This is a genomic window from Magnetospirillum moscoviense, from assembly GCF_001650635.1.
GTDB classification, from domain to species: domain Bacteria; phylum Pseudomonadota; class Alphaproteobacteria; order Rhodospirillales; family Magnetospirillaceae; genus Magnetospirillum; species Magnetospirillum moscoviense.
This window is the reverse complement of sequence record NZ_LWQU01000142.1, coordinates 1-25,324: the sequence shown is the minus strand read 5'-3', so window position 1 is coordinate 25,324 and position 25,324 is coordinate 1. Positions and strand designations below refer to the sequence as shown.

The following is a 25,324-nucleotide window of genomic DNA, read 5'->3' as shown; positions in this document are numbered from 1 at the left end:
CGGCATGCGACCTTGCCGGCCAGATTTGATCTTCAGAAGTGGGAGGCCCCGTCATGTCCGGTGTTCTGGTCGGTTTCGTCGCGTTCCTGGTGGCCAGTGGCGCGATCTATCTGTTGGTCCAGTGCATCGGCCCGGCGGCTGGCGCCGATGCCGGCCATGGTCACGGCCACGGTCACGGCCATCACTAAGCGACAAAGCTTGGTCGAACCACGAAAGGCCGCCCTTGGGCGGCCTTTTGCTTATGCCGATCCGTCGTCGCCGGAAAACTCGACCACCAGCGCCATCACCGCGATCAGCGCCGCCCAGCCGCCGAACAGCCACAGATACAGCAGCGGGATGCCGGCGACCGTGTGATCCTTCGAAGCCACTGCCAGGAAGGGCGGGAAGAACAGCGCCAGCCCCAGCAGGAAGGCGGCGGTCAGCCGCTCTTTGCGGCCCGATGGCCGGGCCAGGCGCAGACGTTGCGGGCGAACCGGCCGGGCCATGTCAGTCGGCCCCGATGGTGGAATTGATGGCGCAGGACTCGCGGGCGGCTGCCAGGACCTGGCCCAGGGTGACCAGGCCACGGGCTTCCAGGCGCTCGAACAGCCTGACCAGGACGTCGGCGGTGGTCAGCGCGTCGGCTAGCGCCGAGCGATGGGGCGGCACCGACACGCCCAGCCGGCGGGCCAGGGCGTCAAGGCTGGAATCGGCGCCGGGATCGGCCAGGCCGGACAACAGCATGGTATCGACCACCGGAATCGAGAGGGGCGGCGCCTGGTCGGCCCGCAGGAACCGAAGGTCGAAGGCGGCATTGTGGCCGGCCAGGACCGATCCGGCGGCGAAGTCCAGGAATTGCGGCCGGACCACCGACAGGGGCGGCTTGTCCTTGACCATGGCATCGGTGATGCCGTGGAAAATGGTGCTGGATGGCGGAATCGGCCGGCCGGGATTGACCAGCCGGTCGAAGGTGTCGGTGGTCAGGACCTTGCCGCCCGCCACCTTGACCGCGCCGATCTGGATGATGGCGTCGCCGTCGTCGGGGCGCAGGCCCGTGGTTTCGCAATCGAACACCACGAAGGACAAGGCGGACAGGCGGGTGTCGGACAGCTGGCCGGCGTCGCAATGGGCGCGCATCAGGGCGAAATCGTGGAATTCCGGCCGCGACGGCGCCCGCTGGTCGGACGGGGTGAATTGCAGGCGCTCGGGGGCCGGGAAGGGCAGGCGCAGGATGGCGCGGTCTTTGCCCTTGAGCACCTGGCTCCAGGGTTCCGACCCATGCTGGTCCAAGATGTCGCGCAAGGATCGGCGGTCGGACGAGCCGTCGGGCGTCCGGTTCAACCAGGAATCCAGGCTGGACGAGGCGATGGCCGGGCCGTTCCACGAGATATCCAGATAGACGTGGCGGTCGGCCAGCAATGCCTCGACGTCGAAGCTGGTGCACCCGATTTCGTGGCGCAGCCGCAGGATCAGGGAGTGAAGGACCAGGGGCAACGACTGGGCGTCACCCTTCAGCCACAGCGGGATGCCCTCCATGGTCAGGCCGACGCGGTCGCGGGCGCAGTCGCGCGCCAGGCAATTGAACAGGTCCAGCGAATAGATGTCGGCCATCACGCCCTGGGCGTCCGAGCGGGCCAGGAAGTCGGATTCCAGTTCCTCGATGCGCTGGGACAGGATGGTCGATTCCTCGACCACCACCTCGTCGAAGGCGGCGCGCTCTCGGGCGGTCATGTCGGGGAAGGTGGAAATGGTCTCGGCGGCGGCGCGCAGGTTGGCGATCGGGCGGCGCAGGTCCTGGGTGATCGCCTTTCTAAGGGCGTTGTCGCGTTCCAGCGCCGCGTCGTCACGGCCGGAATCGGACAGGCGGACCAGATAGCCGCCGAAGCCCGCGATCACCGTCAGCCGGCCATGCAGCAGGCGGCTGGCGTCGGTGGTGGCGCACACCATCGCCGCCGACTTGGCCGAGGGATAGCCGGGCGTCGACAATTGCGCCAGGACATGCAGCACCGGCTCGCGAGTCACCAGCGCGAACAGCGGCTGTCCGGGCGCGATCTCCTCGCCCAGCAGGCGGGCGGCGGCCGGGTTGGCCTGGATCACCCGGTGGTCGGCGGCCACCACCAGGATTCCGTCCGACAGATCGGCCAGTATCGCGTCCAGCCACGATTGCCGCTCGGTCAATTGGGCCTGGGTCCGGAGCTGTGCCGCCTCGGCCTGATGACGATCGGCCCGCAGGCGGTCGAGCAGGCGGTGCAGGTGGGTCAGGACCGGCCCCAGCCCGTGGCCGTCGGCAAGGTGGATGGCGCGCTCGCCATGGCGTTGCTCGGCGATGGCGGCCAACTCGGCCGACAAGGCCGCCAGCGGGTCGAACAAAAGCACCGAAAGGCGTTGCCACAGCAAGGCCAGGGCCGCCGCGATCAATCCGGCGCCGGCCAGGGCCAGCATCAGCGCGCTGTCGCGGTCCATGTCGCGGGCCAGCAAGGCTGTGCCGGCGACCACCACGACGGCCAACGCGCCGACGCCGCCGATCCGAAGGGCGACCTTGGCGCGATCGGGCATGGCTGGGCTCCGATCCCTAGGGGGTGCCGAGAATTTGACGGACCTTCTCGACCACGTCGCGGGTCGAGAAGGGTTTGGTGACGTAATCGTCGGCGCCCAGCGCCAGGCCCTTTTCGCGTTCGACCTCGCGGCCGCGCGCGGTCAGCATGATGACGCGGATGTCGTTCCAGTCGGGATTGGCGCGGATGGTCTGGCAGACGTCGAACCCGTCGCGCTTGGGCATCATCACGTCCAGCAGGACCAGGCCGGGCTTGAACTGGGCGACCGCCTCCAGCGCCGCTTCGCCGTCGCGGGCGACATGCACGGTGTAGCCGACCTGCTTGAGCAGGAATTCCAGCGACAAGACGATATTGGGTTCGTCGTCCACCACCAGGACCGATGCCGCCACGCTTCACTCCTCCTGTCTGTCCGCCATCGTCTGCCGCGATGGTCGCAAGGCCCCGAGTCTAACACGCATTCCAGGCCCTGTCATGGGCCGGCCGCCTCCAGGAAGGCCAGGGCCGCGCGCCACAGGATCACCGCGTCGGCCAGCCCGCTCGGGCGCAGTTCGGCATGGGCCAGGTTGGTCGGCACGAACAGCTGGGCCCGGGGCGCCATGCGGGCCAGGGCGGCACTTTCGGTCCATGGGATGATGCGGTCGTCCTGGCCGTGCACCAGGATCAGCCGGGCCGTCAGGGGCGACAGGTCGCGGGGCGCCAGGTCCAACTGGGCGATCTCGGCCTTGATGCGCGGCGGCAGTTTGTCCAGCAGGGCCGGCACGCGGGCCGGGTCGGTATTGTCGAGCAGGGCCATCACCGCCCGACCCTGCGGCTTCAACAAGGCGACCAGGTCGCCGATGCCGGCGGCGGGGTCATTCAGGCGCCGCTGGGCGATGCCGTCCATGGCGGCGCGATCGGCCGAATCGTCCAGCCGCCCCAGGTTCGAGCGCACGAACACCCACTTGCCATAGGCGTTGGGGACCGCGTGCATCCAGTCCTGTCCGGGCCCCTCGCGATAGGCCCCGGTGGTGAAGAAGGTCGCCGTCGCCTTCAGGTCATAGGCGCCGCCGATGCCCAGCAGAAAGGTCACCGCCGTCTCGTCCAGGGCGGCATGCACCGCCGGCAGCACCCCATAGGACACCGCCACCACGCCGACACGGGCAAGATGACGGTCGCTGGCCAGCCAGCCTGCCGCGTTGGCGATGGGGCGGCGGTCGGCGCCCGCTAATTCCAGGCGGCGCAGGTTGGCGATGTCGGGGACCACCACCAGGAAGCGCAGGCGGGCCAGGGTCTCGGCCAGGGCCACCAGGCGGGGATGGTCCTTGCCGGATCGGTCGGCGCCCGGCACCAGCACCAGTCCGGCCCGAGCCTTCTCGGCCGGCAGGTAAAGATCGGCATGGGTGTCGCCGATGGTCACGCTTTGCCGTGCCGGGCGCGCGGTCAGGCGCTTCAGCAGGCTGGGCTTTCCGTCGGCCAGAAGGTCGCCCAGCAGCAGGGCGGAATCGATGGCGCGGGGCAACGTGCCGCTGGCGGTGGCCCAGCCGGCGATGGCCAACAGCACCATCAGGACCAGCGCGGTCTTTTTCACAACAGGCCGACCTCTTCCATCTTTTCCTTCAGGCGCTCCTCTTTCTTGCGCAATGCCGCCTCCATGCGTTTGATGCGCAGATCCAGGGCCTCGATGTTGGCCAGGCGCTCGGCCCGTTTGTGCTTGGACCATTCCGTCGATGCACGCTTCAGGCCCCATTCGGCGGCGAAGAACAACAGCATGGCCCCGGCCGCCAGCGCCACCAGGGCGGCGGTGCCGCCATAGGAGCGATCGACCGCCACCACCGCGCCCCAGAAGCCGATGCTGACCATCGCCCCCGAGCCCAGCAGAGCGATGCGGCTGATGGTGCGGTCGCGGTCGACATGGCGTTTCTCGGCATCGCGGATGGCGTTGGCGATCTCTTCCTTGGCGATGGCTTGCCAGGTGCGAAAGCTCATCCCCTTGACCGTGCGGTTGTCGCGGATGACTTGTTCCATCTTGCGCACCAGATACTCGGCCTGCTGTTCCGGCGTCGGTCCGTCCGACATGCGTCCCCGTCTGATCTGTCTTGTGTGATGCGACTGTAGCATCATCCGTGCCGACACCGTATAGAGCAGGCCGATGGAAAACGATCTTATCACCCTGGCGCCCTTGGCCGGGCTGCTGCTGGCGGCCGGCGCCTTCGCCGGCATCGTCGCAGGATTGCTGGGTATCGGCGGCGGCCTGGTGCTGGTGCCGGTGCTGTTCACCATCCTGGGCCAGGTCGGTGTGGCCGACAGCGTGCGCATCAAGGTGGCGGTGGGCACGTCGCTGGCCACCATTGTTGCCACCGCCTGGTCGTCGGCCCGCGCCCATTGGCGGCAAGGCAATGTCGATACCGCATTCTTGAAGAGCTACGGACCGGTGATCGTCGCCGGCGTGCTGGCGGGATCAGCCATGGCCACCCACCTGCGCGGCCCGTTGCTGACCGCGATCTTCGCAATTGTCGCCTGCGTCCTGGCCGTCCAGATCGCGCTGGGCAATCCGGACTGGAAACTGGGTGATCGTTTGCCCGGCGGAATCGGCCGCCTGTTGATCGGCGGAACCATCGGCATGCTGTCGGCCCTGATGGGGATCGGCGGCGGCACCATGACCGTGCCGGTGATGACCATGTACGGCACCTCGGTCCATCGCGCCGTCGGCACCGCCGCCGCCATGGGCTTCATCATCGGCGTTCCCGGTGCCCTGGGATTCATCGCAGGCGGCTGGGGCAATCCCGACCTGCCGCCCTACAGCCTGGGTTTCGTCAGCCTGGTGGGATTGGCGCTGATCGTGCCGACCTCGGCCGCCTGCGCGCCGTTCGGGGCTCGCTTGGCCCTAAGGCTTGACCGCATGGTATTGCGCCGGGTGTTCGCCGTGTTCCTGGCGATCACCGCGGCGCGGATGATCTGGACTTTAATTTTCTAAGCCCGAGTGGCGACTGAACCGCCCGGCACGGGCGCGCCAAAGGCAAAAGCCCGAGTGGCGACTGAACCGCCCGGCACGGGCGCGCCAAAGGCAAAAGCCCGAGTGGCGACTGAACCGCCCGGCACGGGCGCGCCAAAGGCAGTCCTTAACGAACCGGGATCGCCGCCGGCACGAAGCCGATCAGGCGGTCGTTGCCTTCGTTATAGGGCTGCGAGTAGCAACTGGGCTTGGCGATCGAGGCATAGCAATAGACCTGCGCCGGCGGCGAAGGCGGCGCCGGCCAATCGACGCACCACACGCCCTCGCGCTGGGCGCGGACGGTCGAGCAATCCTTGCCGGTGATCCAGGTGGCGACATGGTCGCCCATGGTCTTCCTGGTGTTGATGACGCTCAACACCTCGAGATTCATGAAGAGATTGAAGTCGCCGACGGCGGCGACCTCGGTCTCGATGCCCTCGCGCCCGACGAAGGCGCAACTGGACAGAAGCAGCATGGCTGCCAGGGGGGCGGCCAGGGGGGCGGTGAGCCTGATCATGTTCTATGACCCCTTGTCATGTTGACTTATAGTGAGCGCGAAGGCCGGATCGGGTCAAAGGAATTGTAGGCCAAGGCCGGCAAACAAAGGCTTAACGGACGAGGCGAGGCGATGGCGGTCGAGACCCCCTTGTGTGATTTTGGATGGAAGGCCCCGGATTTCCGCCTGCCGGGAACCGATGGCAAGCTGTGGTCGCTGGCCGACATTCAAGGCCCCAACGGGACCTTGATCATGTTCATCTGCAATCACTGCCCCTATGTCCAGGCTATCGTCGATCGCCTGGTGCGCGACGTCGCCGGCTTGCAAGGCCTGGGTATCGGCGTGGCGGCGATCATGTCCAACGACACCGCCTCCTACCCCGAGGATTCGTTCGACAACATGGCGCTTTTCGCCGCCCGCCATGGCTTTACCTTCCCCTATCTGTTCGACGAGACGCAAGAGGTGGCGCGGGCCTATGACGCCGTCTGCACCCCGGACTTCTTCGGATTCGACGCCGCCCTGGGGCTGCAATATCGCGGCCGGCTGGATGCCTCGAAGCGCGAGGCCGGCCCGGCCGATGCCCGGCGCGAGCTGTTCGACGCCATGACCCAGGTGGCGCGAACCGGGCGAGGGCCGTCCGAACAGGTCGCCAGCATGGGCTGCTCGATCAAATGGAAGAGTTAGATTTGCTTCCGGCCAAGGCGGCAGCTATGGTACCGCCGTTCGTTCCCCGGAGAGACATGCCTTGACCAAACCGACCGATGATGCCGCCACCGACCTCCTGATCAAGGAGGTTGACGAGGATCTTAGGCAAGAGCGGCTGGAATCCCTGTGGAAGCGTTATGGCGGGCTGTTCGTCACCGCCTCGGCGGTGCTGGTCGTGGCCGTCGCCGGCTTCCAGGGCTGGAACGCCTGGGATTCCAAGCAGCGCCAGCAATCCAGCGTCCATTTCAACGAGGCGACCCGGCTGATCGAGCAGGGCAAGCGCGACCAGGCCCAGACCATCCTGGGCAAGCTGGTGGTCGACGGCACCTCGGGCTATCGCGTCCTGGCCGAGCTGAAGCTGGCCGATCTCAGTCAAGAGACCGGCGACCTGGGCGCCGCCGCCGCCTTGTACGAGAAGATCGCCGCCAGCAGCGCCGACGCCACCTATCGCGACGTCGCCCGCCTCAAGGCGGCCTATCTCAAGCTCGACAGCGCCGATCCGGCCGCCATCGAGAAGCTGGCCGAACCGCTGTCGGTGGAATCCTCGGCCTGGCGGCATTCCGCCCGCGAGATCCTGGCCCTGGCCGCCGCCAAGAAGGGCGACAACGCCAAGGCCGCCGACATCTACAGGAAGATCGCCGACGACCAGGCGGCGCCGCAGGGGTTGCGCGCCCGCGCCGCCGAAATGCTGGCGGCCCTGGGCGGCGCCAAGTAAGGGGGGCTGGGCATGATGCGGCGACTGGCATGTTTGGTTGCGGCGACGGTCATTTTGTCGGGCTGCGCCAATTGGCTGGGTGAAAAAGAGGCGCCGCCCCTGCCGGGTAAGCGCATCTCGGTGCTGTCGCGCGAAAAGGCTGTCGAGCCCGAGATCAAGGGCGAGCCGGTGGAAATCCGCCTGCCGCCGCCGGAACCCAACGACGATTGGCCGCAATCGGGCGGCTATGCCAACCACGCCATGCATCACATGGAGGTTGGCGACCGTCTGGACCGCGTGTGGCGGTCGGCCATCGGCACCGGATCGACCAAGCGGGCCAAGCTGCTGGCCCAGCCGATCATCGCCGACGGTCGCGTCTTCACCCTGGACGCCGATACCGAGGTGCGCGCCTTCGACGTGCGTACCGGCAAGAAGCTGTGGGCGGTCGATATCACGCCGAAGGGCGAGGGCGACACCTTCTCGGGCGGCGGCATCGCCTATGAGGACGGGCAATTGTTCATCTCGACCGGCTTCGCCCAGGTGGTGTCGCTGGACGCCGCCTCGGGCCAGGTCCGCTGGCGCCAGACCCTGTCGGGGCCGATGCGCGGCGCGCCGACAGTGCGCGGCGGCCGGGTGGTGGTGATCACCGTCGATAACCAGACCCATTGCCTTGCCGCCGAGGATGGCGGCGTGCTGTGGACCCATCAGGGCATCGCGGAGGTCGCGAGCGTCCTGGGCGGCAACAGCGCGGCCATCGACGGCAACACCGTGGTCGTGCCCTATTCGTCGGGCGAATTGTTCGCGCTGCGCCTGGAGAACGGCTCGGTCCTGTGGCAGGAGCAATTGGCCGCGGTGCGCCGCACGGAAAGCGTCGGCTCGCTGATCGCCATTCGCGGCCGTCCGGTGATCGATCGCAATCGGGTCTATGCCATCGGCCATGCCGACATGATGGTCGGGCTGGACCTGCGCACCGGCCGCCGTCTGTGGGAACGCGAGATCGGCGGCATTCAAAGCCCGTGGGTAGCCGGCGACTTCCTGTTCGTCGTCACCAACAACAACGAGGTGGTGGCCCTGGATGCCAAGACCGGACAGCTGTTGTGGGTGACCCAGGTGCAGATGTGGAAGGATATCGAGGACCGCGAGGGCCGCATCATCTGGGCCGGGCCGGTGCTGGCCTCGGACCGGCTGATCATCGCCAGCTCGCACGGCAAGCTGCTGTCGCTGTCGCCTTATACCGGGCAGGTGTTGGGCAGCCTGTCGATCTCGGACGGCGTCACGATCTCGCCGGCGGTGGCCCTGCAGACCTTGTTCTTCTTGACCGACGACGCCGACTTGGTGGCTTATCACTGACATGACTTTCACCGTAGCTATCGTCGGCCGGCCCAATGTCGGCAAATCGACCCTGTTCAATCGTCTGGTCGGCCGCCGGGTCGCCATCGTCCACGACATGCCCGGCGTCACCCGCGACCGCCGCGAGGGCGACGCCACGCTGTTGGGCATGGATTTCCGTGTCATCGACACCGCCGGCTTCGAGGACGCCACCGGCGATTCCATCGAGGCGCGCATGCGCCGCCAGACCGATCAGGCGGTGGCCGAGTCCGACGTCGTCTTGATGCTGATCGACGCCCGCGCCGGCGTCACTCCGCTGGATCGCCATTTCGGCGACCTGCTGCGCCGGTGCAAGACCCCGGTCATCCTGGTGGCCAACAAATGCGAGGGCAAGGCCGGTGCGCCCGGCCTTTACGAATCCTACGCCCTGGGCCTGGGCGAGCCGGTGCCGCTGTCGGCCGAGCATAACGAGGGCATGGCCGAGTTGTTCGACGCCTTGATGCCCTATGCCAAGGCGGCCGGCGCCCTGGATGACGAGGACGAGGAACAAGAGCCCTTCCCCGACGAGATCGCCGTCGATGACGAGGAGATCACCACCGAGGACCGGCCCGAACGGCCGCTGCAATTGGTGATCGTCGGGCGGCCCAATGTCGGCAAATCGACCCTGGTCAACCGTCTGCTGGGCGAGGACCGCATGCTGACCGGCCCCGAGGCCGGCCTGACCCGCGACGCCGTCACGGTGGAATGGGAACATCGCGGCCGGCGTTTCCGGCTGGTCGATACCGCGGGCTTACGCAAGCGCGCCAACATCGACGACCCGGTCGAGAAGCTGTCGGTGTCCAACACCCTCGAGGCGATCCGCCTGGCCGAGGTGGTGGTGCTGGTGCTGGATCAGGCGGCGATCCTCGACAAGCAGGATTTGACCATCGCCCGCATGGTCATCGAGGAAGGCCGCTCGTTGGTGTTGGCCATTAACAAGTGGGACGCGGTCGATAAGCCGGAAGAAGCGCTGAAGCGCCTGAAGGATCGCTGCGAAACGTCGCTGCCGATGGCGCGCGGCCTGGCGGCGGTGACCATCAGCGCTTTGACCGGCAAGGGCATCCCCCGCCTGATGGATGCGGTGCAAGACACCCACGCCGTGTGGAACCGCCGCATCCCGACCTCGCAGCTGAATCGTTGGCTGGAAGAGGTGGTCAGCCACCATCCGCCGCCGGCCTTGCCGGGCGGGCGGCGCATCAAGATCCGCTACATGACCCAGACCAAGGCGCGGCCGCCGACCTTCGTGATCTTCGCCTCGAAGCCCGAGGAATTGCCGGAAAGCTATAGCCGGTACCTGATCAACGGCCTGCGCGAGAGCTTCAAGCTGCCGGGCGTGCCGATCCGCCTTTACGTGCGGGCCGGGCGCAATCCTTACGCCAACAAGGGCTGACCGCTTATTTGTGCGGGCTGAACAGGTCGATGGTCTTGCAGATCAACGACCCGATCGGCCTGGCCTTGGGCGGCGGCAATTTGGCGGCCAGGAAGCCGTCGATGGCGGCGCGCGGGTCGGTTTCGGCGGTCAGAACCGCTTCGATGCCACGCTTGGCCATGTGCTTCAGGAAACCGTCGCCGGCCGACTGGGCGATCAGGACGGTGGTGCCGTCCAAGGGATGCGGCTGGTCGTCGGGATGGTGGTGGAAGACCTGATCGGCGCCGAACTCGACCCGTTCAGGCCCGGCCACCGTGCCGTCCTCGGCGACGGTGAACACCAGCCATTTGCGGGCGCGCCCGGCATGGCCGCTGACTTTGGTGAAATCGGCACTGGCGACGGCGATCTTCATTGCTTAAAAAATCATCCATGATCAACTATGACTAAATATTGCCCACCCGTCCTATTGGTGCAAGGATTGTTCTATGCGCGGGGGCGTTTTCACCTCTCGATTCCCCATCGCGAATCGTGCATGGTTGCGGTTGAGCAGCCACCTATCAATCTGGCGGAGGTATAAGGCGTGCCCGTTCGAATCCTGATCGCCGAGGATCAACTTTTGGTCCGTCAAGGGCTGGCGGCTTTGCTGAAGCCGGAAGATGTCGAGATCGTCGGTGAAGCCGAAGACGGCGAAGCTGCCGTGGCGATGGCCCGGACCTTGCGTCCCGACATCGTGCTGATGGATCTGACCATGCCGGTCCTGGATGGTGTTGAGGCGACGAGGCGCATCAAGCGGGTGGCGCCGCAGGTCCGCGTTCTGGTGCTGACCATCGCCAATTGCGAGCGTCGCGTCGCCGAGGCCCTGGCGGCCGGCGCCGACGGTTATGCCTTGAAGAAGCTGGGGCACGAGGAATTGATGGCGGCCATCAGCTCGGTTCGTGCCGGCAAGAGCTATCTGGGGCCGGGGATCGACGCCGCCCAGGTCAAATCCCACCTGGAGGAGGGCGACGTCAACCCGGTGTCGCTGACCGGCCGCGAGAGCGAGGTCCTGCGCCTGATCGCCCAGGGCCTGAAGAATCGCGAAATCGCCGAAAGCTTGTCCATCGCCGTCAAGACCGTCGAAACCCATCGCACCAAGATCATGCAGAAGCTGGATTTGCACAATTCGGCGGAATTGGCCACTTACGCCATTCGTCGCGGCCTGATCGACTAGTGTGGTGATTCCGAAGTTCGCATCAGAATGCGGACATCGGAATCACCACACAATTCAAAAAGTTGGTGGCCTGCTTGTCCCCGTAATTCGCTGTGCGAATTTCGGGGGCAGGACACTAGGCGCCTGCCGATTTCTCGTTCGTTCGGACGAGGGATCGATCGAAAGGACGAGCGTCCTCGTTCCTTCGCCATCTAACGCTCCGCGCCGTTCGTAGTGTTTCCTGGCCGTGCCACATGGCAAGCAGGAGGCAATCCGCGGTGGAAGCCGACGGCAGCGATTTTCCCACATTGACGGCGATCCTGGCCGCGCTGCCCGATCCGATCCTGGCCTTCGACGGTGGCGGGCGGATGGTGTTCGCCAATCGTGCGGCGCAGGACCGCCTTGGGGATCGGCCGGCTTTGGCGGCCGAGCTGGGGGCGCTTTGCGCCCGGGTGCGGTCGGACGGCGAGCCCCAGTCGCGGGTCATCGACGGGGAATGGGAATGGCGAGCGCGGCCGGCCGGTGGCGGGCTGGTGGTGGCGTCGCCGCGCTCGGTGCCGGCGGATTTGGCCGCCGAGCTGGCGGCAATCCAAGACGACAACCGCGCCTTGCTGCAAGAGATCCACCATCGCGTCAAGAACAGCCTGCAGGTGGTGTCGGCGATGCTGCGGATGCAATCCTGGCGCCTGGCCGACAGCCCGATGCGCTGGCCGTTCGAGGAAGCCTGCAGCCGGATCCTGACCCTGGCCTCGGTGCACGAGGTGCTGTATCGCCAAGGCAGCCCGGGCGCGGTGGACTTCGCCGCCATCCTGGGCCCCCTGGTCGAGGGTTTGGCCCGCCAGCGTGAGGAAGGCCGGCCGCTGCCGACGGTGACCATCGGCGGCGGCAACTTGCTGCTGACCATCGACAGGGCGATCCCTGCCGCGCTGATCGTCCAGGAATGGCTGTCGGCCGCCAAGGGGCCGGTCTCGATTGCCTTGTCGCCGGGCGGCCCGGTCGTGGTGTCGGGCCTGGCCGGGCTCGACCCGGCGAGCCTGGGGGCGCGCATGGTGGCGGTTCTGGTGGCGCAATTGCGCGGACGGGTCGAGATGGTGTCCGGCCCGCCCGCCGGCCTGGTCTTGCACCTACAGCAGCAGGATTTCGGGGCGATGGCCGGTGGCGGCCAGGAACCGGCGGAAATCGGCGCTGGCGATGGTGGTGGTCATGTCGTTGCGTAGCGGGTGGTAGTTCAACAGCGGCTGATCCATCATCCAGGAATCCAGCACCGGGGTTACCCGGTGGTCGTGGTCGTTGATCAGGGCGAACGGCGTCACCGAGCCCGGTTCGACCCCCAGCACCTCGCCCAGCAGCTCCGCCGAGCCGAAGGACAGCCTGGCGGCGCCGATGGCGCCGGGCAGACGCTTCAGGTCGATCCGCTTGTCGGCCGGCGCCACCACCAGCCACAGCCGACCCTTGCCGTCCTTCAGGAACAGATTCTTGCAATGGATGCCGGGGATGTTGCCCCACACTTCGTTGCCTTGCTCGACGGTGAAGGCCGGGGCGTGGTGATGGGTGGTGACGTTGATGTTCAGCGCGCCCAGGCGGGCCAGCAATGCTTCGGGCGTAAGTGGCAAGATCGGTCGAACTCCGGTGTCGATGGCGGCCCTGTCCCAGGTAACGGATAGATCATCATACTCAAGGCAAGGACGCAACGGCGGGTCGGGCCGTCTTCCGTCGGCGGGGAATTGGGGGTACCATTTCCATCCAACACGAGCGGAGTCCGCTTCATGACCGGATGGCAATTCTGGATCGACCGGGGCGGGACCTTCACCGACATCGTCGCACGGTCCCCCGACGGGGAACATCTGACCCTGAAATTGCTGTCGGAAAGTCCCGGCCATTACGACGATGCCGCCCTGGCCGGCATCCGCCGTTTCCTGGGCCTTTCCGCCGATCAGGCCATCGAACGCGGCTTGGTCGATTGCGTCAAGATGGGGACCACGGTGGCCACCAACGCCTTGCTGGAACGCAAGGGCGACCGGGTGGCTCTGGCGGTCACCGCCGGCTTCGCCGACCTGTTGCGCATCGGCACCCAGAACCGTCCCGACATCTTCGCCCGCGCTATCCGCCTGCCCGACATGCTGTACGAGCGGGTGATCGAGATCCCCGAACGCATCGGCCCAAAGGGCGAGGTGCTGCGCCCGCTGGACCGGCTGACGGCGACGCAGGGGCTGCTGGACGCCTATGATGCCGGCATCCGCTCGGTGGCCATCTTGTGCCTGCACGCCTATCGCTTCCCCGAGCACGAGCTGGAAATCGGCCGCCTGGCGCGCGAGATCGGCTTCACCCAGGTCAGCCTGTCCCATCAGGCCAGCCCGTTGATGAAGGCGGTCGGGCGCGGCGACACCTGTGTCGCCGACGCCTATCTGTCGCCGGTGTTGCGCCGCTATGTCGATCGCGTCGCCGCCGATCTGGGCGGCACGCGGCTGATGTTCATGCAATCCTCGGGCGGGCTGACCGACGCCCGGCGCTTCCAGGGCAAGGATTCCATCCTGTCCGGGCCGGCCGGCGGCGTGGTCGGCGGTGTCGCCACCGCCCGATTGGCCGGGTTGGACCACCTGATCGGCTTCGACATGGGCGGCACCTCGACCGATGTCTGGCACTGGGACGGCGCCTTCGAACGCAGTTTCGACACCCAGGTCGCTGGCGTGCGTATTCGTGCGCCGATGATGCATATTCATACGGTGGCGGCCGGGGGCGGCTCGGTGCTGGAATTCGACGGTGCCCGTTTCCGGGTCGGCCCCCATTCGGCCGGCGCCCATCCGGGGCCGGCCTGCTATGGCAAAAGCGGGCCGTTGACGGTGACCGACTGCAATCTTTTGCTGGGCAAGCTGAACCCCGATTTCTTTCCCCGGGTGTTCGGCCCCGACGGCGCCCAGCCGCTGGATATGGCCGCCACGCGCGCCGCCTTCGACGCCCTGGCCGGGCGCATCGGAGATGGCCGCACGCCCGAACAGGTGGCCGAGGGCTTCCTGTCCATCGCCGTCCTTAACATGGCCAACGCCATCAAGCAGGTCAGCGTGGCGCGCGGTTACGACGTCACCACCTATGCCCTGGCCTGTTTCGGCGGGGCCGGCGGCCAGCATGCCTGCCTGGTGGCCGATGCCCTGGGGATGGAGATTGTGTTCCTGCATCCGCTGGCCGGCGTGCTGTCGGCCTATGGCATGGGGGTGGCCGATCTGTCGGTGCTGAAGGAACGCGCCATCGAGGCGGCGTTGGACGGCGAATGCGCGCCGCTGCTCAACCGCGCCTTCGCCGATCTCGAGGCCGAGGGCCGCTGCGAGTTGGAACGCCAAGGAATCGAACGGGCCGACATGCGCACGACGCGCAAGGTGTTCGTGCGCTATCAGGGCTCGGACACCGCGCTGGAGGTGCCGGCGGCCGAGCCCGACGCCCTGGCCCAGGCTTTCGAGCAGGCCCACCGTCAGCGCTTCGGCTTCGTCATGGACCGTGCCCTGGTGGTCGAGGCAGTGTCGGTCGAACTGACTGGCGGCGGCGAGCCGCCGTCCGAGCCGGTGCTGCCCGACCGAACCGGCACCCCGCCCGCGCCGGCCGGCGAGGTCATGATGTTCAGCGGCGGGGTCAGCCGGCCGGCACCGGTCTACCGTCGCGAACACCTGGCCCCGGGCGATCGGTTGCGTGGTCCCTTGATGATCGTCGAGGCCACCGCCACCACCATCGTCGAGCCCGGCTGGCAGGCCGAAATGAACCCTTACGGCCATCTGATCCTGCGCCGGGTCGAGCCCCGGCCGCACATGGTCGCCGCCGGCACCGAAGTGGATCCGGTGCTGCTGGAAGTGTTCAACAACCTGTTCATGAGCATCGCCGAGCAGATGGGCGCCGTGCTGGCCAACACCGCCCATTCGGTCAACATCAAGGAACGGCTGGATTTCTCGTGCGCGCTGTTCGACGGCGCGGGCGGCCTGGTGGCCAACGCGCCGCACATCCCGGTCCATCTGGGTAGCATGGGCGAAAGCGTGCGCGTGGTCCTGGAGCGTTTCGGCGACACCATCCGGCCGGGCGAATCCTTCGTGCTGAACTCGCCCTATGCCGGCGGGACCCATCTGCCCGACGTCACCGTCGTCACCCCGGTCTTCGACGGGGACCGGCCGCTGTTCTTCGTCGCCTCACGCGGGCATCACGCCGATCTGGGCGGCATCACGCCCGGTTCGATGCCGCCCTTGTCCACCAGCGTCGATCAGGAAGGGGTGCTGATCGAGCCGATGCGGCTGGTGGATTCCACCGGCTTTCGCGAGCAGGCCATTACGGACCTGCTGACCAGCGGGCCGTGGCCGGTGCGCAACCTGCGCCAGAACCTGGCCGACCTGCAGGCGCAACTTGCCGCCAACGAGACCGGCTTGCGCGAATTGCTGGCCATGACCAAGCGCTACGGCGCCGACACCGTCGCCGCCTATATGGGCCACGTCCAGGCCAATGCCGAGGAATCGGTGCGGCGCGCGGTGGCCGGCCTGGATAGCGGGCGCTTCGAGACCCGCATGGATGACGGCGCGGTGATCCGGGTCACCGTCACCGTCGATCCGGTCGAGCGATCGGCGGTCATCGACTTCACCGGCACCTCGGACCAGCGGCCGGGCAATTCCAATGCGCCCACCGCCATCGCCCGGGCCGCCGTGCTGTACGTTTTCCGCACCCTGGTCGATGATGCCATTCCGCTGAACGAAGGCTGCATGAAGCCGCTGACGCTGGTCATCCCCCCGGGCTCGATGCTGGCGCCGCGCCCGCCCGCCGCCGTGGTCGCCGGCAATGTCGAGACCAGCCAGGCCATCGTCGATTGCCTGATGGGGGCGCTGGGCGCCATGGCCGCCAGCCAGGGCACCATGAACAACCTGACCTTCGGCGACGACCGCCACCAATATTACGAGACCATCTGCGGCGGCGCCGGGGGCGGGCCGGGTTTCGACGGCGCCTCGGCGGTGCACACCCACATGACCAATTCGCGGCTGACCGATCCGGAAGTGCTGGAATGGCGCTTCCCGGTTCTGGTCGACGGCTTTTCCATCCGCCGAGGGTCCGGCGGCGTGGGTCTGCATCCCGGCGGCGATGGGGTGGTGCGGCGGCTGAAGTTCCTGGAACCGATGACGGCGGCCATTTTGTCCAATCGCCGGGCGGTGGCGCCGTTCGGGCTGGCGGGCGGCGGCGACGGGATGAAGGGGGCCAACCGGGTCGAACGCGCCAACGGATCGGTCGAGCCTCTGGCCGGCACCGCATTGGTCGAAATGAATGCGGGCGACGTGCTGGTGGTCGAGACGCCGGGCGGCGGCGGCTATGGGAAAAGCTAGGGAACTGGCCGTTTGCGCAGCGCCATGATGGAATTGGCGCAGGCGAAGGCCATGGCGGCCAGCCACAGCCAGTATCCGGGGGCCGTGCCGGTGATGGTGCTGAGCGAACCGCTTTCCGACGACAAGATCTGATCATAGAGCAGGAATGAAGCAGCCAGGCCAAGGGCGGCCAGTCCGACCATCAGCGCCGCTTTCGTGCTGGAAAAAAGTTGCAGCATCCAGCAGATGAAAAGGAGCGGATTGGCCAGCCAGGTCATGTTGGCCGGGCTGGCATAGACGGCCAGCCATCCGAACAGCAAGATCCCATATCCTGGCCAACTGTCACATTGATTGCCGATGCAGATGGCCGTGGGCACCGCCAGGCTGGCGATGTAAAGCGCCACGCTGACCGCGACGAGAAACCTCTCGCGACTGATGGTCATTGCGAGGCCCTCACAGCCCCTTCTCGAAATCGCCCGGGGCGCGCAGATAGGCGCCGAAAACGTCGGGCAGGCGGCGCTTCAGATCCTCGATCGGATCGTTGGGATCCAGCGGCGTCTTCGAGGTCTTCTCGCAGAACATCTTGATCAGCTTCTTGTTGCCGGGCGGGCCGAAGATGTTCTTGAACGTCTCCTCGCCCAGCTTGTCCAGCGCCACTTCCAGGAAGACCGGGATCTGGTGGAACTGCAGGAAGCGCACGATCTGGTTGATGGTCTCGCCGGAAATCAGATGCAGCCATGCGGACATCTGTTCCAGGTCCTTGGCGTTTTGCACCTCCATCGCTTCCAGGCGGTCGCAATCGACGCAGACTTCCCAGAACTTGTCGCCGATACGTTCGTAGATGGCGCCATGCAGGAACTCGTAACGCTCCTTGCCCAGGAAGGCGACGCCCTTGGCGGCCAGCGGCTGGGTGTCCAGCATCTCGCGCATCATGTCGTCGGACAGGATCTTGCGGGCCGAATCCATCGAATGACGGCCGATGTCGGCCAGGGCGGCGATGCCCTCGGGGGTGCGCAGCGTGGTGACGCCGCGTCCCAGCTCGTTGATCAGCTTGATGGGGATTTCGGCGAAGTAGGGGATCAGCGGAACCTGCCAGTCGTAATCCAGATGATCCTTGATCGCCGCATAGAACTTGTCGCCCTGGGTGGCGCTGGGCTTGGGAACTTCCGCCTCGCTCCACTTGCCGCGCACCAGTTCGCCCAGCTTGTCCAGGATCGACCTGGTTTCCGGCTTGTGGACGATCTTGGCGGCCGGAGTGTGGGCCGAGCCCCAGCGCTTGTCGGAATAGGCCTTGGTCGCCGAACGCACCACCATGCCGACGATCTGGTCGACCGAACGGTCGCAGCGCAACGGCGTCTGGTCGTCCATCACCGGATTGCCGGCGGCATCGACCAGGAATTCCTGGAACTTGTCGCGCCGGGTCTTGACCAGGGTCAGGCAGGCGAACAGCAGATCGGGCGTCGCCAGGATGGTGCCATAAGGGTCTTCATAGGCGGCGAAGGCGGGGATCAGTTCGAGCAGGCGGTCGGTGACCGGCCCCTTGATGGTGCGGATGATTTCCTTGCGCTGAGCCGCGTCCTTATCGACAGGCTTGGCAGCCGGCTTTCCCTTGTCAGCCATCCCTTCCCAGATCCCCTTTTGCCGTCGTTGCGTGGACGGACTATTCGTTCAGCATGGTCGCCGGCAGATCGTTCATCTTGGCCAGGAGATATTCCAGGTCGTCGTTCTCGAACTGGACCCCCAGGTCGCCGTACTGGGTCAGGATACGCTCGATCATGCGCCGGGAAAAGCGCTCGCGATCATTGGGGCCGCCGTCATATTCCATCTCGTAGGACACGTCGATGGCGGCGCGCATGGCCTGATAGAACGCCTTGGGAAGACCGGCCTTGTCGAACAGCGCCTCGAAACCGCGACGGCCGGCGTCGTGGATCAGGGTACGGGCGTTTTCCAGCTTGATGCGGGCCAGCTTGGCGATCGACGATTCGAAGAAGGTCATGTCGCCCATGCACACCGCGCGCAGGATGATCGACGGCGTCAGGCGGCCGTTGCGGTACAGGTGATCGACCAGCTTGTGGACGTCGGTGTCGGCCTCGGCCAGGCCAAGCACCGCCAGCTCGCGGGCCTGGATCAGCATGTTGGCGGCCGCTTCCGGCGACAGGTCCTGCCGGTTCATCAGCGACTGGCGCAGATTTTCCGAAACCTTCAGCATCAGCCGTTCGGCCACGGTGACCGGCAGCGACTTGCGGCCGATCAGGGTCTTGCCGACGCTGTCCGACGCGCCGAATTCCTCGGCGACCTTGGTCAGCGTGGTTTCCGAGATTTCGGCGCCTTCGTTGGACACCAAGGTCGCGACGACCGTTTCATCGTGGGTTTCGACCAGGGCGTCGGACAAAACGGCCGAGACATGCGAGCGGTTGGCCACCGCCATCTGCTTGTCGTGGCTTTGGCTTTTGACGATCTCGATCAGGTCCTCGTCGTTCAGGACCTCGGAAAATTGCAGCATCGGCAACGCCACCGATTCGACGTCGCGGGCCAGCGAGACGGCCACGTCGTGCGGAACCAGCGGGTTTTCCTTCAACTGCTTTGACAGGGCCTCGCGGACGCGGACCTCGGCGTCCTTGACCATCAGGCGGAAGATTTCCTCGGCCATTCGGCGCTGGTCGGCGCTGAGGTCGGGGTGCTGGCTGGCGATCTTGCCGGCGATTTCGGCGCGGACGTCCGGCGTCGGGCTGGCCAGCAGCCGCGAGACGTCTTCTTCATTCAAAGTCTGCTCAACCAAGGTCTTCTTCCGTCCGTTAAGCGCGCCGCGTGATAATCCCCAAGATCACCACTATCGACGCTCCGGGTTGACGAATAGTTACACACATACCTGATCAAGCCAACGCCCCAACATGACGGCACCTGCCGCTTCCATGCGTGGGGCGTGGGCCGCCGTCTGTTGTCTCAGCTGCGACACCGAGGTTTGCGGGGTGGCGGCGATCTCGCCGGCATGGCCGACGAACCAGCGTTCCAGGCTGATCTGGCTGGCTTCGACGTGGAATTGCAGGCCCAGCCCCTTCAATCCCCACGAAAAGGCCTGGTTGGCGGTTGCCGGCGTCGAGGCCAGACCTTGCGCGCCGCGCGGCAGGTCGAAGGTGTCGCCGTGCCAGTGCAGCACCGCCAGCCCGTCGATGGCGGCCATGGTCGAATTGCGCCCGGCCTCGGTCAGGGTCAGGGGCGCCCAGCCCAATTCCTTGCCGTTGGGGTTGGGATAGACCCTGGCGCCCAGGGCGCGCGCCATCAATTGGGCGCCCAGGCAGATGCCCAGCGTCGGGCGGTCGGCGGCCAGGCGGGCCTTGAGCAGGGAGATTTCGGTGGTCAGGAACGGATAGTCGGCTTCGTCATAGACGCCGATCGGGCCGCCCAGCACCACCCACAGGTCGGCCGCCAGCGGGTCGAGGCCGGTCAGGTCCGCAGTCGGCGCGTCCAGCATGGTCACCCCGAAGCCCCTGGCCGCCGGCACCGGGGCCAGGCAATCCAGATCCTCGAAGGCGACATGGGAAATGGCGGCGCAGGTCTTCATGTTCCTCCCCCTGAAGGAGCCGCATTGAACCACGATTGCGAAAACTAGTCGAGCAGCCGCAAGGATTCGGGCGAGTCGGGATGACGCTTGGCTTCCAGCCGGTAGTAGCTGGTCAACAGGTCGGTCTCGATGCCCAACTCGGCCCTCAGCTCGCCCAAGGGGTGCCCGCTTAAACGGGTGAAGTCGACCCGGTCCAGGCGCCGACAGGCCGAGATCCAGGCCAGCCGCACAGCGTCGCGGAACACCCGCACGTCGTTGTCGTCGAAGCGGAAGATGCCGGGATAGAGGTGCTTGGCGATGGCGGTGAACAAGGTCTCCTCGATGCCGGACACCTTGCGGGTCGAGCCCATTGTGAAGCCGATGACGAAGGCCTCGTCCTTCTGCAGCAGGCCGCGCCCCAGCAAAAGGTGGATGCAATCATGGTTGACCAGGTCCACCGCCCCGTGGATCAGATCGAGTCCGGGAATGTCGTAGCGCGGATTTTCCATCAACTGGACGATGAACGGAATCTCGGCCTGGCCGGCCCCGACCTGGGCCAGTTCGGCCAAGCCCTCGGCCAGGGTGGTGGTGCCGCGAGACAGCGGAAGATGCCAGGTGCGCCAGTCGGTCGTGCCCATGGGGGCCTCCATTCCCTTGGATATGGGAAGGGGCGGCCGGGCCGGGAAGGGGGCATTTCCCCCGGCCGGCCGATGGCGTATTATCGCTGTCGAGCATGGCAAAGGATTAGAAGATGGTCTGTCGCTGCTGTAACCCCGGGCGCCGCCGGGTGGTGGGCGGTCTGTTGGCCGCCGGGTTGGTACCGCTGGCCGGCGGTCTGGTCCAGGCCGCGCCGCCGGCCAGCCGCATGCGCGCGGTCAAGGGCGATGTGCGCGTCAACGGCAAGCGGGCGAAGGAAGGCATGGCGGTGGCGCCGGGGGACCGCATCACCACCGGCACCACCGGCCAGGCCACCTTCACCCTGGGTGACGACGGCTTCATGGTGCGCCCGGTCACCCAGGTCGCCATCGCCGACCTGGGTCGCGACCCGGCCAGCGGCCAATTGATCCGCCAGCTGGAACTGGAAGTCGGCGGCATCTTGTCGGTGTTCGGGCCGAAACAGATCACCTTGAAGACCCCGCACGTCAATGTCGGCATCCGCGGCACCGCCGCCTATCTGGAAACCGATGCCTGGACCACCAATGTCTGCGTCTGCTACGGCCATGCGGTGATGGTTCCCGAAGGCGCCCCCGAGCAGACCGAGGAGGTTCGGACCCGCCATCACGACGCGCCGCGCCTGCTGTCCTTGAAGGACGGCAAGACGGCGATGGAGCCCTTCATGGTCAAGAACCACACCGACCGGGAACTGGTCGAGCTGGAACGGCTGTTCGGGCGGGTGCCGCCGTTCAAGTAAGGGTGGGGGGGGCGATGTTCCTCCTATGTTCTTGTCTTTTTGCACGTTTTGACGTATTGTCGCCTGCTTGTTGACGCCTTTTGCGGAAAGGAGGGCTGGCGCCATGCTTAACCTTAAATCCCCCATCGGGACCAATTACCGTGTCGATCCCAACGACCTTATGGACACCAAGCGTGTCCTTAATCGTCTCGGCTATTACGACGTTCCACCCGAACGGGGCATCGACGATTGGACCGACGACGCGATGTTCGATGGCATCAAGCGGTTCCAGAAGGACAATGGCCTCAAGGTGGATGGCTTCATGCGACCGGAAGGGCCGGCGGAACGAACGATGAACGCGCAAGTGGCCGCCGCGCAGGATGGTGATGATTGGGAGTATGCCGGTGACGTTGACAAGAATAACTCCCGCGATGTAATCACCAACGGACCCGCAAAGGTTGAAATACATAACCCTGGACCATCTTGGAATGGGTTGGAATACAAAGTGGATTGGTATGGCCTGGATAAGGACGGAAAGGTCATCCCTGAATACCGCCGTCCAGATCATGACCAGCGAAATCCGTCTCAGGGTGGGATCATTTTGAAACCTCGCACGGAGAAGGTATTTGAACCACCGTTTGAGAATCCGAATGGCTACAGCTTCCGAGTGACCTATCCGCCACAAGGGGAGTACAGTCCGTTCGAGGGATCTCCCCACATCAAGGTTTACCGGACGAAGAAGCGCTAAATCAGATGTCTCGCAAATGGTTCGTCGGGCTCGCAGGAGTACTCCTTGCCGCCATCGCGGTTGGAGTTTGGAGAACTCAACTCGATGAGCAGCGCCCCATCGACCCGGCTCCACTGACTAAGTACCGCGAGACATTCGTCGCCAAGTACCGGCGAGAGGAATGCCTTGTCCGTATCGATTTCACTTATAAAGGAGAATGGATCGACAAGCTGAACAAACGCGTATTTCGCAATCTTACGCGCTTCATTGCCGAAGATCGTCCGCAGACCGGTGGATTCTGGTGGACACTGAACCCAGCCGAAGGACAGATGTTCGTTCAGATTTCGGACGATTGCCCACGTCGTTACGACCACATGCGGGACTGGGCAGCCAGCTTCGCCCGACGACACGATAACCCGCGTTTTACCGTCAGCGATGACCACGTCAAGCCGGGACCGGACACGCTGGACCATAGGACGGAAGATTGGCTGGATTAGGAGCGCCCGAGCTTGCGCCATGTAAGCTCGCCTCGCCCAAGCCGTTTCGGTTGGCGTCCGCCCCCCCTATCCATGTAGCTGCTGCTCCCCAAGCGTGGAGCAACGTCTTTCGCCGAAACAGTTGAAGCCCGATGACCAACAGCAGTCGCGTCTATCTCTATGACACCACACTTCGCGACGACGCCCAGGCCCAGGGCGTGGATTTCTCGGCCGCCGACAAGGCCAAGATCGCGCGCGAGCTGGACGCGCTGGAACGGCTGTTCGGGCGGGTGCCGCCGTTCAAATAAGGGGGGGGCGATGTTCCTCTTATGTTCTTGTCTTTTTGCACGTTTTGACGTATTGTCGCCTGCTTGTTGACGCCTTTTGCGGAAAGGAGGGCTGGCGCCATGCTTAACCTTAAATCCCCCATCGGGACCAATTACCGTGTCGATCCCAACGACCTTATGGACACCAAGCGTGTCCTTAATCGTCTCGGCTATTACGACGTTCCACCCGAACGGGGCATCGACGATTGGACCGACGACGCGATGTTCGATGGCATCAAGCGGTTCCAGAAGGACAATGGCTTGAAAGTTGATGGCTTGATGCGACCGGAAGGGCCGACAGAACGAACGATGAACACGAAAATGGAAGGATTGGGGGACGGTGAAACGCCGCCACAGGGAAGTGGTAAGGATTATCCTCGCGAGCCAGGGAACAACATGCCTGTTATCGTTCCGCCGATGACCGATCCGAACATGCCCGAAATCAAGAAGTTGCCCCCGAAGCTTCCAGGCCCGTACATTGATGAAGATGGCAATCTCATCGTTGACGATCCGGGGCCACTCGCTCGGCGTCGGGTGCGTCCCCCGAAGGGTCCGTACTGAGACGCGTTGATAGGCAAGGCGGGACGATCATGAAGATGTTGGTGGCGACATTGGGGGGCTGCATCCTGGCGCAAGCGGCGTTTGCTGAGGACCTGCCGTGCACGACCGGCGAACGAAGGGGTGGGCTGGACTTTTCATCGCCCTGCATATGGCATAGCCCCATTCCGGCACATGATGCCGCTGTCGGTTTCGAGCCGAAGTCGGCGGAATTGTCGATCGAGGCCAAGGCCATTCTCGATCGTCAGGCGGCGATCCTGGTCGGCCTTTCCAATGAACGGGTGAAGCTGGTGGGATATGCGGACACGGTGGAGGCGCAAGGCCCTGCGGAACAGGAGCAATTGGGACAAAGGCGGGCGGCTGCCGTCCGTGACTATCTGGTCAGCCGAGGTGTCGGCCCCGGTCGTATTTCGGCGGTCGGCAGCGATCATCCCTTCTTGATTCCACGCCAGGCCACGCCGGAAAACCTGGCCCGCATGCGGGTGGTGTTCACACGGGCCGGAGACCTCTGACAAGCCGGGTTGGTTGTTCTTCCGTCGTACTGAGGGCGGGGCCTGCACTTGCTCGTCTCGCCCAAGCCGTTTCGGTTGGCGTCCGCCCCCCTATCCATTATGCTGCTGCTCCCCAAGCGTGGGGCAACGTCTTTCGCCGGAACAGTTGAAGCCCGATGACCAACAGCAATCGCGTCTATCTGTACTACATAGTTTGCGGCTTACAGCACTGATATTGCTTGATAAATTTTGTACACAGGGTGTACACAGGGCTTTGAGGGTTGCGATTTGGGGGCAGAAACGCTAGCGTTGATGCACAACTGATACACAACTCTCACACGGAAGCGTTGTGGATGCCCTCAAAGCCGCAGAGCCAGGGCCGTGGGATGCGGACAAGGTTCGAAATCCCCGGTGTGCAGGGCCTCGTTGTTTTCCAGCGCCAGGATTCCGGTGATAACTGGTACGCACGCATCCCCATCCGCGTGCCGGGCGAGCGCCGCTACAAGGTCATGGTGCTCCGTGACGAGAATGGTCAAACCACCACCAACCAAACCATCGCCATCCAGCTTGCCATGCTGGAATACGGCCGGGTGTTGGCGAAGAAGAAGGACGGAACCGTCTCGACCTTGTGGGACGTATCGTTCAGCCGGCTTCTCGATGAGTACCTTGAGCACCTGCTGGCCGATCCAAAAGCAAAACCGTCCACTCCTCGTCGCGCTCGCTTTGCGGCCAAGCCGTTAAGGGAGTTCTTTGACGAGCGCACGCCCATCTTGAATGTCGCCAAGCGTCTGGATGAATACCCGGCGTGGCGCTTGCGCCAGCCTGTCCGAGCGGGCAAGAAGCCGCGAGCCAGCAAACGCCCTTCCATGGTCACCGATGCCGAGCGCGCGGAACCGAAGCTGGTTGCGCCCACAACCGTCCAGCATGAAATGAATGTCCTCAATGCCTGCCTCACTTGGGCGGCCAAGAAAAAGGGCTACCTGCGGCTGGAAGACATCCAAGACTACCGGTTCGGCGTAGACGACGAGGAGAAAGGTACTCGATGCAACCGCGATTTGTCATCCCGGCGCCGATAGAACCTCGTGGCGCGTGCATGTCCGCTACGGCTTGAGCGGCGGGATCGAGAACATCGACCTGACCGACGACAAGGGGGCGGAGCATTTGACGCGGT

Annotated in this window: 29 protein-coding genes; 16 read left to right on the top strand and 13 right to left on the bottom strand. The window is 65.3% G+C overall.

All coding sequences use genetic code 11. The features are described 5' to 3' along the window. Window positions 1-53 precede the first annotated feature (53 nt). Complete coding sequence (locus A6A05_RS22130; RefSeq protein WP_281193278.1) at window positions 54-188, top strand: hypothetical protein; 135 nt, start codon at window positions 54-56, stop codon at window positions 186-188. A gap of 51 nt (window positions 189-239) precedes the next feature. Here the strand turns inward: A6A05_RS22130 and A6A05_RS11775 are convergent, their stop codons facing one another. From A6A05_RS11775 to A6A05_RS11755, 5 genes are all read right to left on the bottom strand, one after another. Then, a complete protein-coding gene (locus A6A05_RS11775) occupies window positions 240-485 on the bottom strand; it encodes a hypothetical protein (RefSeq protein ID WP_068501073.1) in 246 nt (81 codons plus the stop codon). 1 nt (window position 486) lies between these two features. Next, window positions 487-2,535: a 3'-5' exonuclease gene (locus A6A05_RS11770; protein ID WP_068501070.1), complete on the bottom strand. Its 2,049-nt coding sequence runs from the start codon at window positions 2,533-2,535 to the stop codon at window positions 487-489. Window positions 2,536-2,551: 16 nt separating this feature from the next. After that, window positions 2,552-2,923 (bottom strand): response regulator transcription factor, encoded by a 372-nt coding sequence (locus tag A6A05_RS11765; RefSeq protein ID WP_068501068.1) that lies wholly within the window; start codon window positions 2,921-2,923, stop codon window positions 2,552-2,554. An 80-nt stretch (window positions 2,924-3,003) separates the two neighbouring features. Beyond that, complete coding sequence (locus A6A05_RS20875) at window positions 3,004-4,101, bottom strand: hypothetical protein (RefSeq protein ID WP_068501065.1); 1,098 nt, start codon at window positions 4,099-4,101, stop codon at window positions 3,004-3,006. Continuing rightward, window positions 4,098-4,589 (bottom strand): hypothetical protein, encoded by a 492-nt coding sequence (locus A6A05_RS11755; RefSeq protein ID WP_068501061.1) that lies wholly within the window; start codon window positions 4,587-4,589, stop codon window positions 4,098-4,100. The genes A6A05_RS20875 and A6A05_RS11755 overlap by 4 nt, the downstream gene beginning before the upstream one ends. A 73-nt stretch (window positions 4,590-4,662) precedes the next feature. On the opposite strand from A6A05_RS11755, the gene A6A05_RS11750 reads away from it, so the two are divergent. Continuing rightward, window positions 4,663-5,487, top strand: coding sequence for a sulfite exporter TauE/SafE family protein (locus A6A05_RS11750; protein WP_068501060.1), 825 nt, complete (start codon window positions 4,663-4,665; stop codon window positions 5,485-5,487). 145 nt (window positions 5,488-5,632) lie between these two features. Here A6A05_RS11750 and A6A05_RS11745 read toward each other — a convergent pair whose 3' ends face one another. Continuing rightward, window positions 5,633-6,022, bottom strand: a complete 390-nt coding sequence (locus A6A05_RS11745) for a hypothetical protein (RefSeq protein WP_068501056.1) — start codon at window positions 6,020-6,022, stop codon at window positions 5,633-5,635. Between the two features lie 111 nt (window positions 6,023-6,133). On the opposite strand from A6A05_RS11745, the gene A6A05_RS11740 reads away from it, so the two are divergent. From A6A05_RS11740 to der, 4 genes are all read left to right on the top strand, one after another. Beyond that, window positions 6,134-6,685 (top strand): thioredoxin family protein, encoded by a 552-nt coding sequence (locus A6A05_RS11740; protein ID WP_068501053.1) that lies wholly within the window; start codon window positions 6,134-6,136, stop codon window positions 6,683-6,685. A 61-nt stretch (window positions 6,686-6,746) separates the two neighbouring features. Further along, a complete protein-coding gene (locus tag A6A05_RS11735) occupies window positions 6,747-7,421 on the top strand; it encodes a tetratricopeptide repeat protein (RefSeq protein WP_068501050.1) in 675 nt (224 codons plus the stop codon). 12 nt (window positions 7,422-7,433) lie between these two features. After that, the gene (locus A6A05_RS11730; RefSeq protein ID WP_068501048.1) at window positions 7,434-8,750 is read left to right on the top strand and encodes a PQQ-binding-like beta-propeller repeat protein; all 1,317 of its coding nucleotides are present in this window, start codon (window positions 7,434-7,436) and stop codon (window positions 8,748-8,750) included. A gap of 1 nt (window position 8,751) precedes the next feature. Further along, window positions 8,752-10,158: a ribosome biogenesis GTPase Der gene (der, locus tag A6A05_RS11725; protein ID WP_068501044.1), complete on the top strand. Its 1,407-nt coding sequence runs from the start codon at window positions 8,752-8,754 to the stop codon at window positions 10,156-10,158. Window positions 10,159-10,162: 4 nt separating this feature from the next. On the opposite strand, the gene A6A05_RS11720 is transcribed toward der, so the two are convergent. Continuing rightward, complete coding sequence (locus A6A05_RS11720; RefSeq protein ID WP_068501042.1) at window positions 10,163-10,549, bottom strand: NifB/NifX family molybdenum-iron cluster-binding protein; 387 nt, start codon at window positions 10,547-10,549, stop codon at window positions 10,163-10,165. Between the two features lie 168 nt (window positions 10,550-10,717). On the opposite strand from A6A05_RS11720, the gene A6A05_RS11715 reads away from it, so the two are divergent. Further along, window positions 10,718-11,347: a response regulator gene (locus tag A6A05_RS11715; protein WP_068501039.1), complete on the top strand. Its 630-nt coding sequence runs from the start codon at window positions 10,718-10,720 to the stop codon at window positions 11,345-11,347. A gap of 257 nt (window positions 11,348-11,604) precedes the next feature. Then, a complete protein-coding gene (locus A6A05_RS11710) occupies window positions 11,605-12,543 on the top strand; it encodes a sensor histidine kinase (RefSeq protein ID WP_068501037.1) in 939 nt (312 codons plus the stop codon). Here the strand turns inward: A6A05_RS11710 and A6A05_RS11705 are convergent. Beyond that, window positions 12,451-12,939, bottom strand: a complete 489-nt coding sequence (locus A6A05_RS11705) for a prolyl-tRNA synthetase associated domain-containing protein (protein WP_068501034.1) — start codon at window positions 12,937-12,939, stop codon at window positions 12,451-12,453. The genes A6A05_RS11710 and A6A05_RS11705 overlap by 93 nt on opposite strands. A 153-nt stretch (window positions 12,940-13,092) precedes the next feature. Between A6A05_RS11705 and A6A05_RS11700 the strand changes: the two genes are divergently transcribed. Then, window positions 13,093-16,665 carry a hydantoinase B/oxoprolinase family protein gene (locus tag A6A05_RS11700; protein WP_068501032.1) on the top strand — a complete coding sequence of 1,191 codons (3,573 nt, stop codon included), beginning with the start codon at window positions 13,093-13,095 and terminating at the stop codon, window positions 16,663-16,665. Here A6A05_RS11700 and A6A05_RS11695 read toward each other — a convergent pair. From A6A05_RS11695 to A6A05_RS11675, 5 genes are all read right to left on the bottom strand, one after another. After that, window positions 16,662-17,087: a hypothetical protein gene (locus A6A05_RS11695; protein WP_068501030.1), complete on the bottom strand. Its 426-nt coding sequence runs from the start codon at window positions 17,085-17,087 to the stop codon at window positions 16,662-16,664. The two genes, A6A05_RS11700 and A6A05_RS11695, sit on opposite strands and share 4 nt — an antisense overlap. Before the next feature lie 10 nt (window positions 17,088-17,097). Then, on the bottom strand, window positions 17,098-18,264 hold the full coding sequence (locus A6A05_RS11690) for a hypothetical protein (protein WP_068501027.1): 1,167 nt from the start codon (window positions 18,262-18,264) through the stop codon (window positions 17,098-17,100). A gap of 40 nt (window positions 18,265-18,304) precedes the next feature. Further along, window positions 18,305-19,423: a SpbR family protein gene (gene spbR / locus A6A05_RS11685; RefSeq protein WP_068501024.1), complete on the bottom strand. Its 1,119-nt coding sequence runs from the start codon at window positions 19,421-19,423 to the stop codon at window positions 18,305-18,307. Window positions 19,424-19,501: 78 nt separating this feature from the next. Then, a complete protein-coding gene (locus tag A6A05_RS11680; RefSeq protein WP_068501021.1) occupies window positions 19,502-20,206 on the bottom strand; it encodes a glutamine amidotransferase in 705 nt (234 codons plus the stop codon). Window positions 20,207-20,250: 44 nt separating this feature from the next. Continuing rightward, a complete protein-coding gene (locus A6A05_RS11675; protein ID WP_216635791.1) occupies window positions 20,251-20,823 on the bottom strand; it encodes a hypothetical protein in 573 nt (190 codons plus the stop codon). 113 nt (window positions 20,824-20,936) lie between these two features. Here A6A05_RS11675 and A6A05_RS11670 point away from each other — a divergent pair, with 113 nt between their 5' ends. From A6A05_RS11670 to A6A05_RS11645, 7 genes are all read left to right on the top strand, one after another. Next, window positions 20,937-21,596 (top strand): FecR family protein, encoded by a 660-nt coding sequence (locus tag A6A05_RS11670; RefSeq protein ID WP_068501015.1) that lies wholly within the window; start codon window positions 20,937-20,939, stop codon window positions 21,594-21,596. 103 nt (window positions 21,597-21,699) lie between these two features. Beyond that, complete coding sequence (locus A6A05_RS11665) at window positions 21,700-22,323, top strand: peptidoglycan-binding domain-containing protein (protein ID WP_156521026.1); 624 nt, start codon at window positions 21,700-21,702, stop codon at window positions 22,321-22,323. A gap of 5 nt (window positions 22,324-22,328) precedes the next feature. Then, window positions 22,329-22,799: a hypothetical protein gene (locus tag A6A05_RS20870; protein ID WP_156521025.1), complete on the top strand. Its 471-nt coding sequence runs from the start codon at window positions 22,329-22,331 to the stop codon at window positions 22,797-22,799. 131 nt (window positions 22,800-22,930) lie between these two features. After that, on the top strand, window positions 22,931-23,086 hold the full coding sequence (locus tag A6A05_RS20865) for a hypothetical protein (RefSeq protein WP_156521024.1): 156 nt from the start codon (window positions 22,931-22,933) through the stop codon (window positions 23,084-23,086). 99 nt (window positions 23,087-23,185) lie between these two features. Next, entirely contained in the window at window positions 23,186-23,665 is a 480-nt protein-coding gene (locus tag A6A05_RS11655; RefSeq protein ID WP_156521023.1) for a peptidoglycan-binding domain-containing protein, read from the top strand. 29 nt (window positions 23,666-23,694) lie between these two features. Further along, a complete protein-coding gene (locus A6A05_RS11650; RefSeq protein WP_082910898.1) occupies window positions 23,695-24,174 on the top strand; it encodes an OmpA family protein in 480 nt (159 codons plus the stop codon). A gap of 365 nt (window positions 24,175-24,539) precedes the next feature. Further along, window positions 24,540-25,229, top strand: a complete 690-nt coding sequence (locus A6A05_RS11645; protein WP_068501002.1) for a hypothetical protein — start codon at window positions 24,540-24,542, stop codon at window positions 25,227-25,229. Window positions 25,230-25,324 lie beyond the last annotated feature (95 nt).

Coding starts and splice junctions, on each gene's coding strand:
- A6A05_RS11695 (WP_068501030.1), bottom strand. CDS start 17,087: ATGACCATCAGTCGCGAGAGGTTTCTCGTCGCGGTCAGCGTGGCGCTT.
- A6A05_RS22130 (WP_281193278.1), top strand. CDS start 54: ATGTCCGGTGTTCTGGTCGGTTTCGTCGCGTTCCTGGTGGCCAGTGGC.
- A6A05_RS11730 (WP_068501048.1), top strand. CDS start 7,434: ATGATGCGGCGACTGGCATGTTTGGTTGCGGCGACGGTCATTTTGTCG.
- A6A05_RS11675 (WP_216635791.1), bottom strand. CDS start 20,823: ATGGGCACGACCGACTGGCGCACCTGGCATCTTCCGCTGTCTCGCGGC.
- A6A05_RS11670 (WP_068501015.1), top strand. CDS start 20,937: ATGGTCTGTCGCTGCTGTAACCCCGGGCGCCGCCGGGTGGTGGGCGGT.
- A6A05_RS11770 (WP_068501070.1), bottom strand. CDS start 2,535: ATGCCCGATCGCGCCAAGGTCGCCCTTCGGATCGGCGGCGTCGGCGCG.
- der (WP_068501044.1), top strand. CDS start 8,752: ATGACTTTCACCGTAGCTATCGTCGGCCGGCCCAATGTCGGCAAATCG.
- A6A05_RS11750 (WP_068501060.1), top strand. CDS start 4,663: ATGGAAAACGATCTTATCACCCTGGCGCCCTTGGCCGGGCTGCTGCTG.
- A6A05_RS11755 (WP_068501061.1), bottom strand. CDS start 4,589: ATGTCGGACGGACCGACGCCGGAACAGCAGGCCGAGTATCTGGTGCGC.
- A6A05_RS11740 (WP_068501053.1), top strand. CDS start 6,134: ATGGCGGTCGAGACCCCCTTGTGTGATTTTGGATGGAAGGCCCCGGAT.
- A6A05_RS20865 (WP_156521024.1), top strand. CDS start 22,931: ATGACCAACAGCAGTCGCGTCTATCTCTATGACACCACACTTCGCGAC.
- A6A05_RS11680 (WP_068501021.1), bottom strand. CDS start 20,206: ATGAAGACCTGCGCCGCCATTTCCCATGTCGCCTTCGAGGATCTGGAT.
- A6A05_RS20870 (WP_156521025.1), top strand. CDS start 22,329: ATGTCTCGCAAATGGTTCGTCGGGCTCGCAGGAGTACTCCTTGCCGCC.
- A6A05_RS11645 (WP_068501002.1), top strand. CDS start 24,540: ATGCGGACAAGGTTCGAAATCCCCGGTGTGCAGGGCCTCGTTGTTTTC.
- A6A05_RS11745 (WP_068501056.1), bottom strand. CDS start 6,022: ATGATCAGGCTCACCGCCCCCCTGGCCGCCCCCCTGGCAGCCATGCTG.
- A6A05_RS11690 (WP_068501027.1), bottom strand. CDS start 18,264: ATGGCTGACAAGGGAAAGCCGGCTGCCAAGCCTGTCGATAAGGACGCG.
- A6A05_RS11775 (WP_068501073.1), bottom strand. CDS start 485: ATGGCCCGGCCGGTTCGCCCGCAACGTCTGCGCCTGGCCCGGCCATCG.
- A6A05_RS11720 (WP_068501042.1), bottom strand. CDS start 10,549: ATGAAGATCGCCGTCGCCAGTGCCGATTTCACCAAAGTCAGCGGCCAT.
- A6A05_RS11700 (WP_068501032.1), top strand. CDS start 13,093: ATGACCGGATGGCAATTCTGGATCGACCGGGGCGGGACCTTCACCGAC.
- A6A05_RS11650 (WP_082910898.1), top strand. CDS start 23,695: ATGAAGATGTTGGTGGCGACATTGGGGGGCTGCATCCTGGCGCAAGCG.
- A6A05_RS11655 (WP_156521023.1), top strand. CDS start 23,186: ATGCTTAACCTTAAATCCCCCATCGGGACCAATTACCGTGTCGATCCC.
- A6A05_RS11665 (WP_156521026.1), top strand. CDS start 21,700: ATGCTTAACCTTAAATCCCCCATCGGGACCAATTACCGTGTCGATCCC.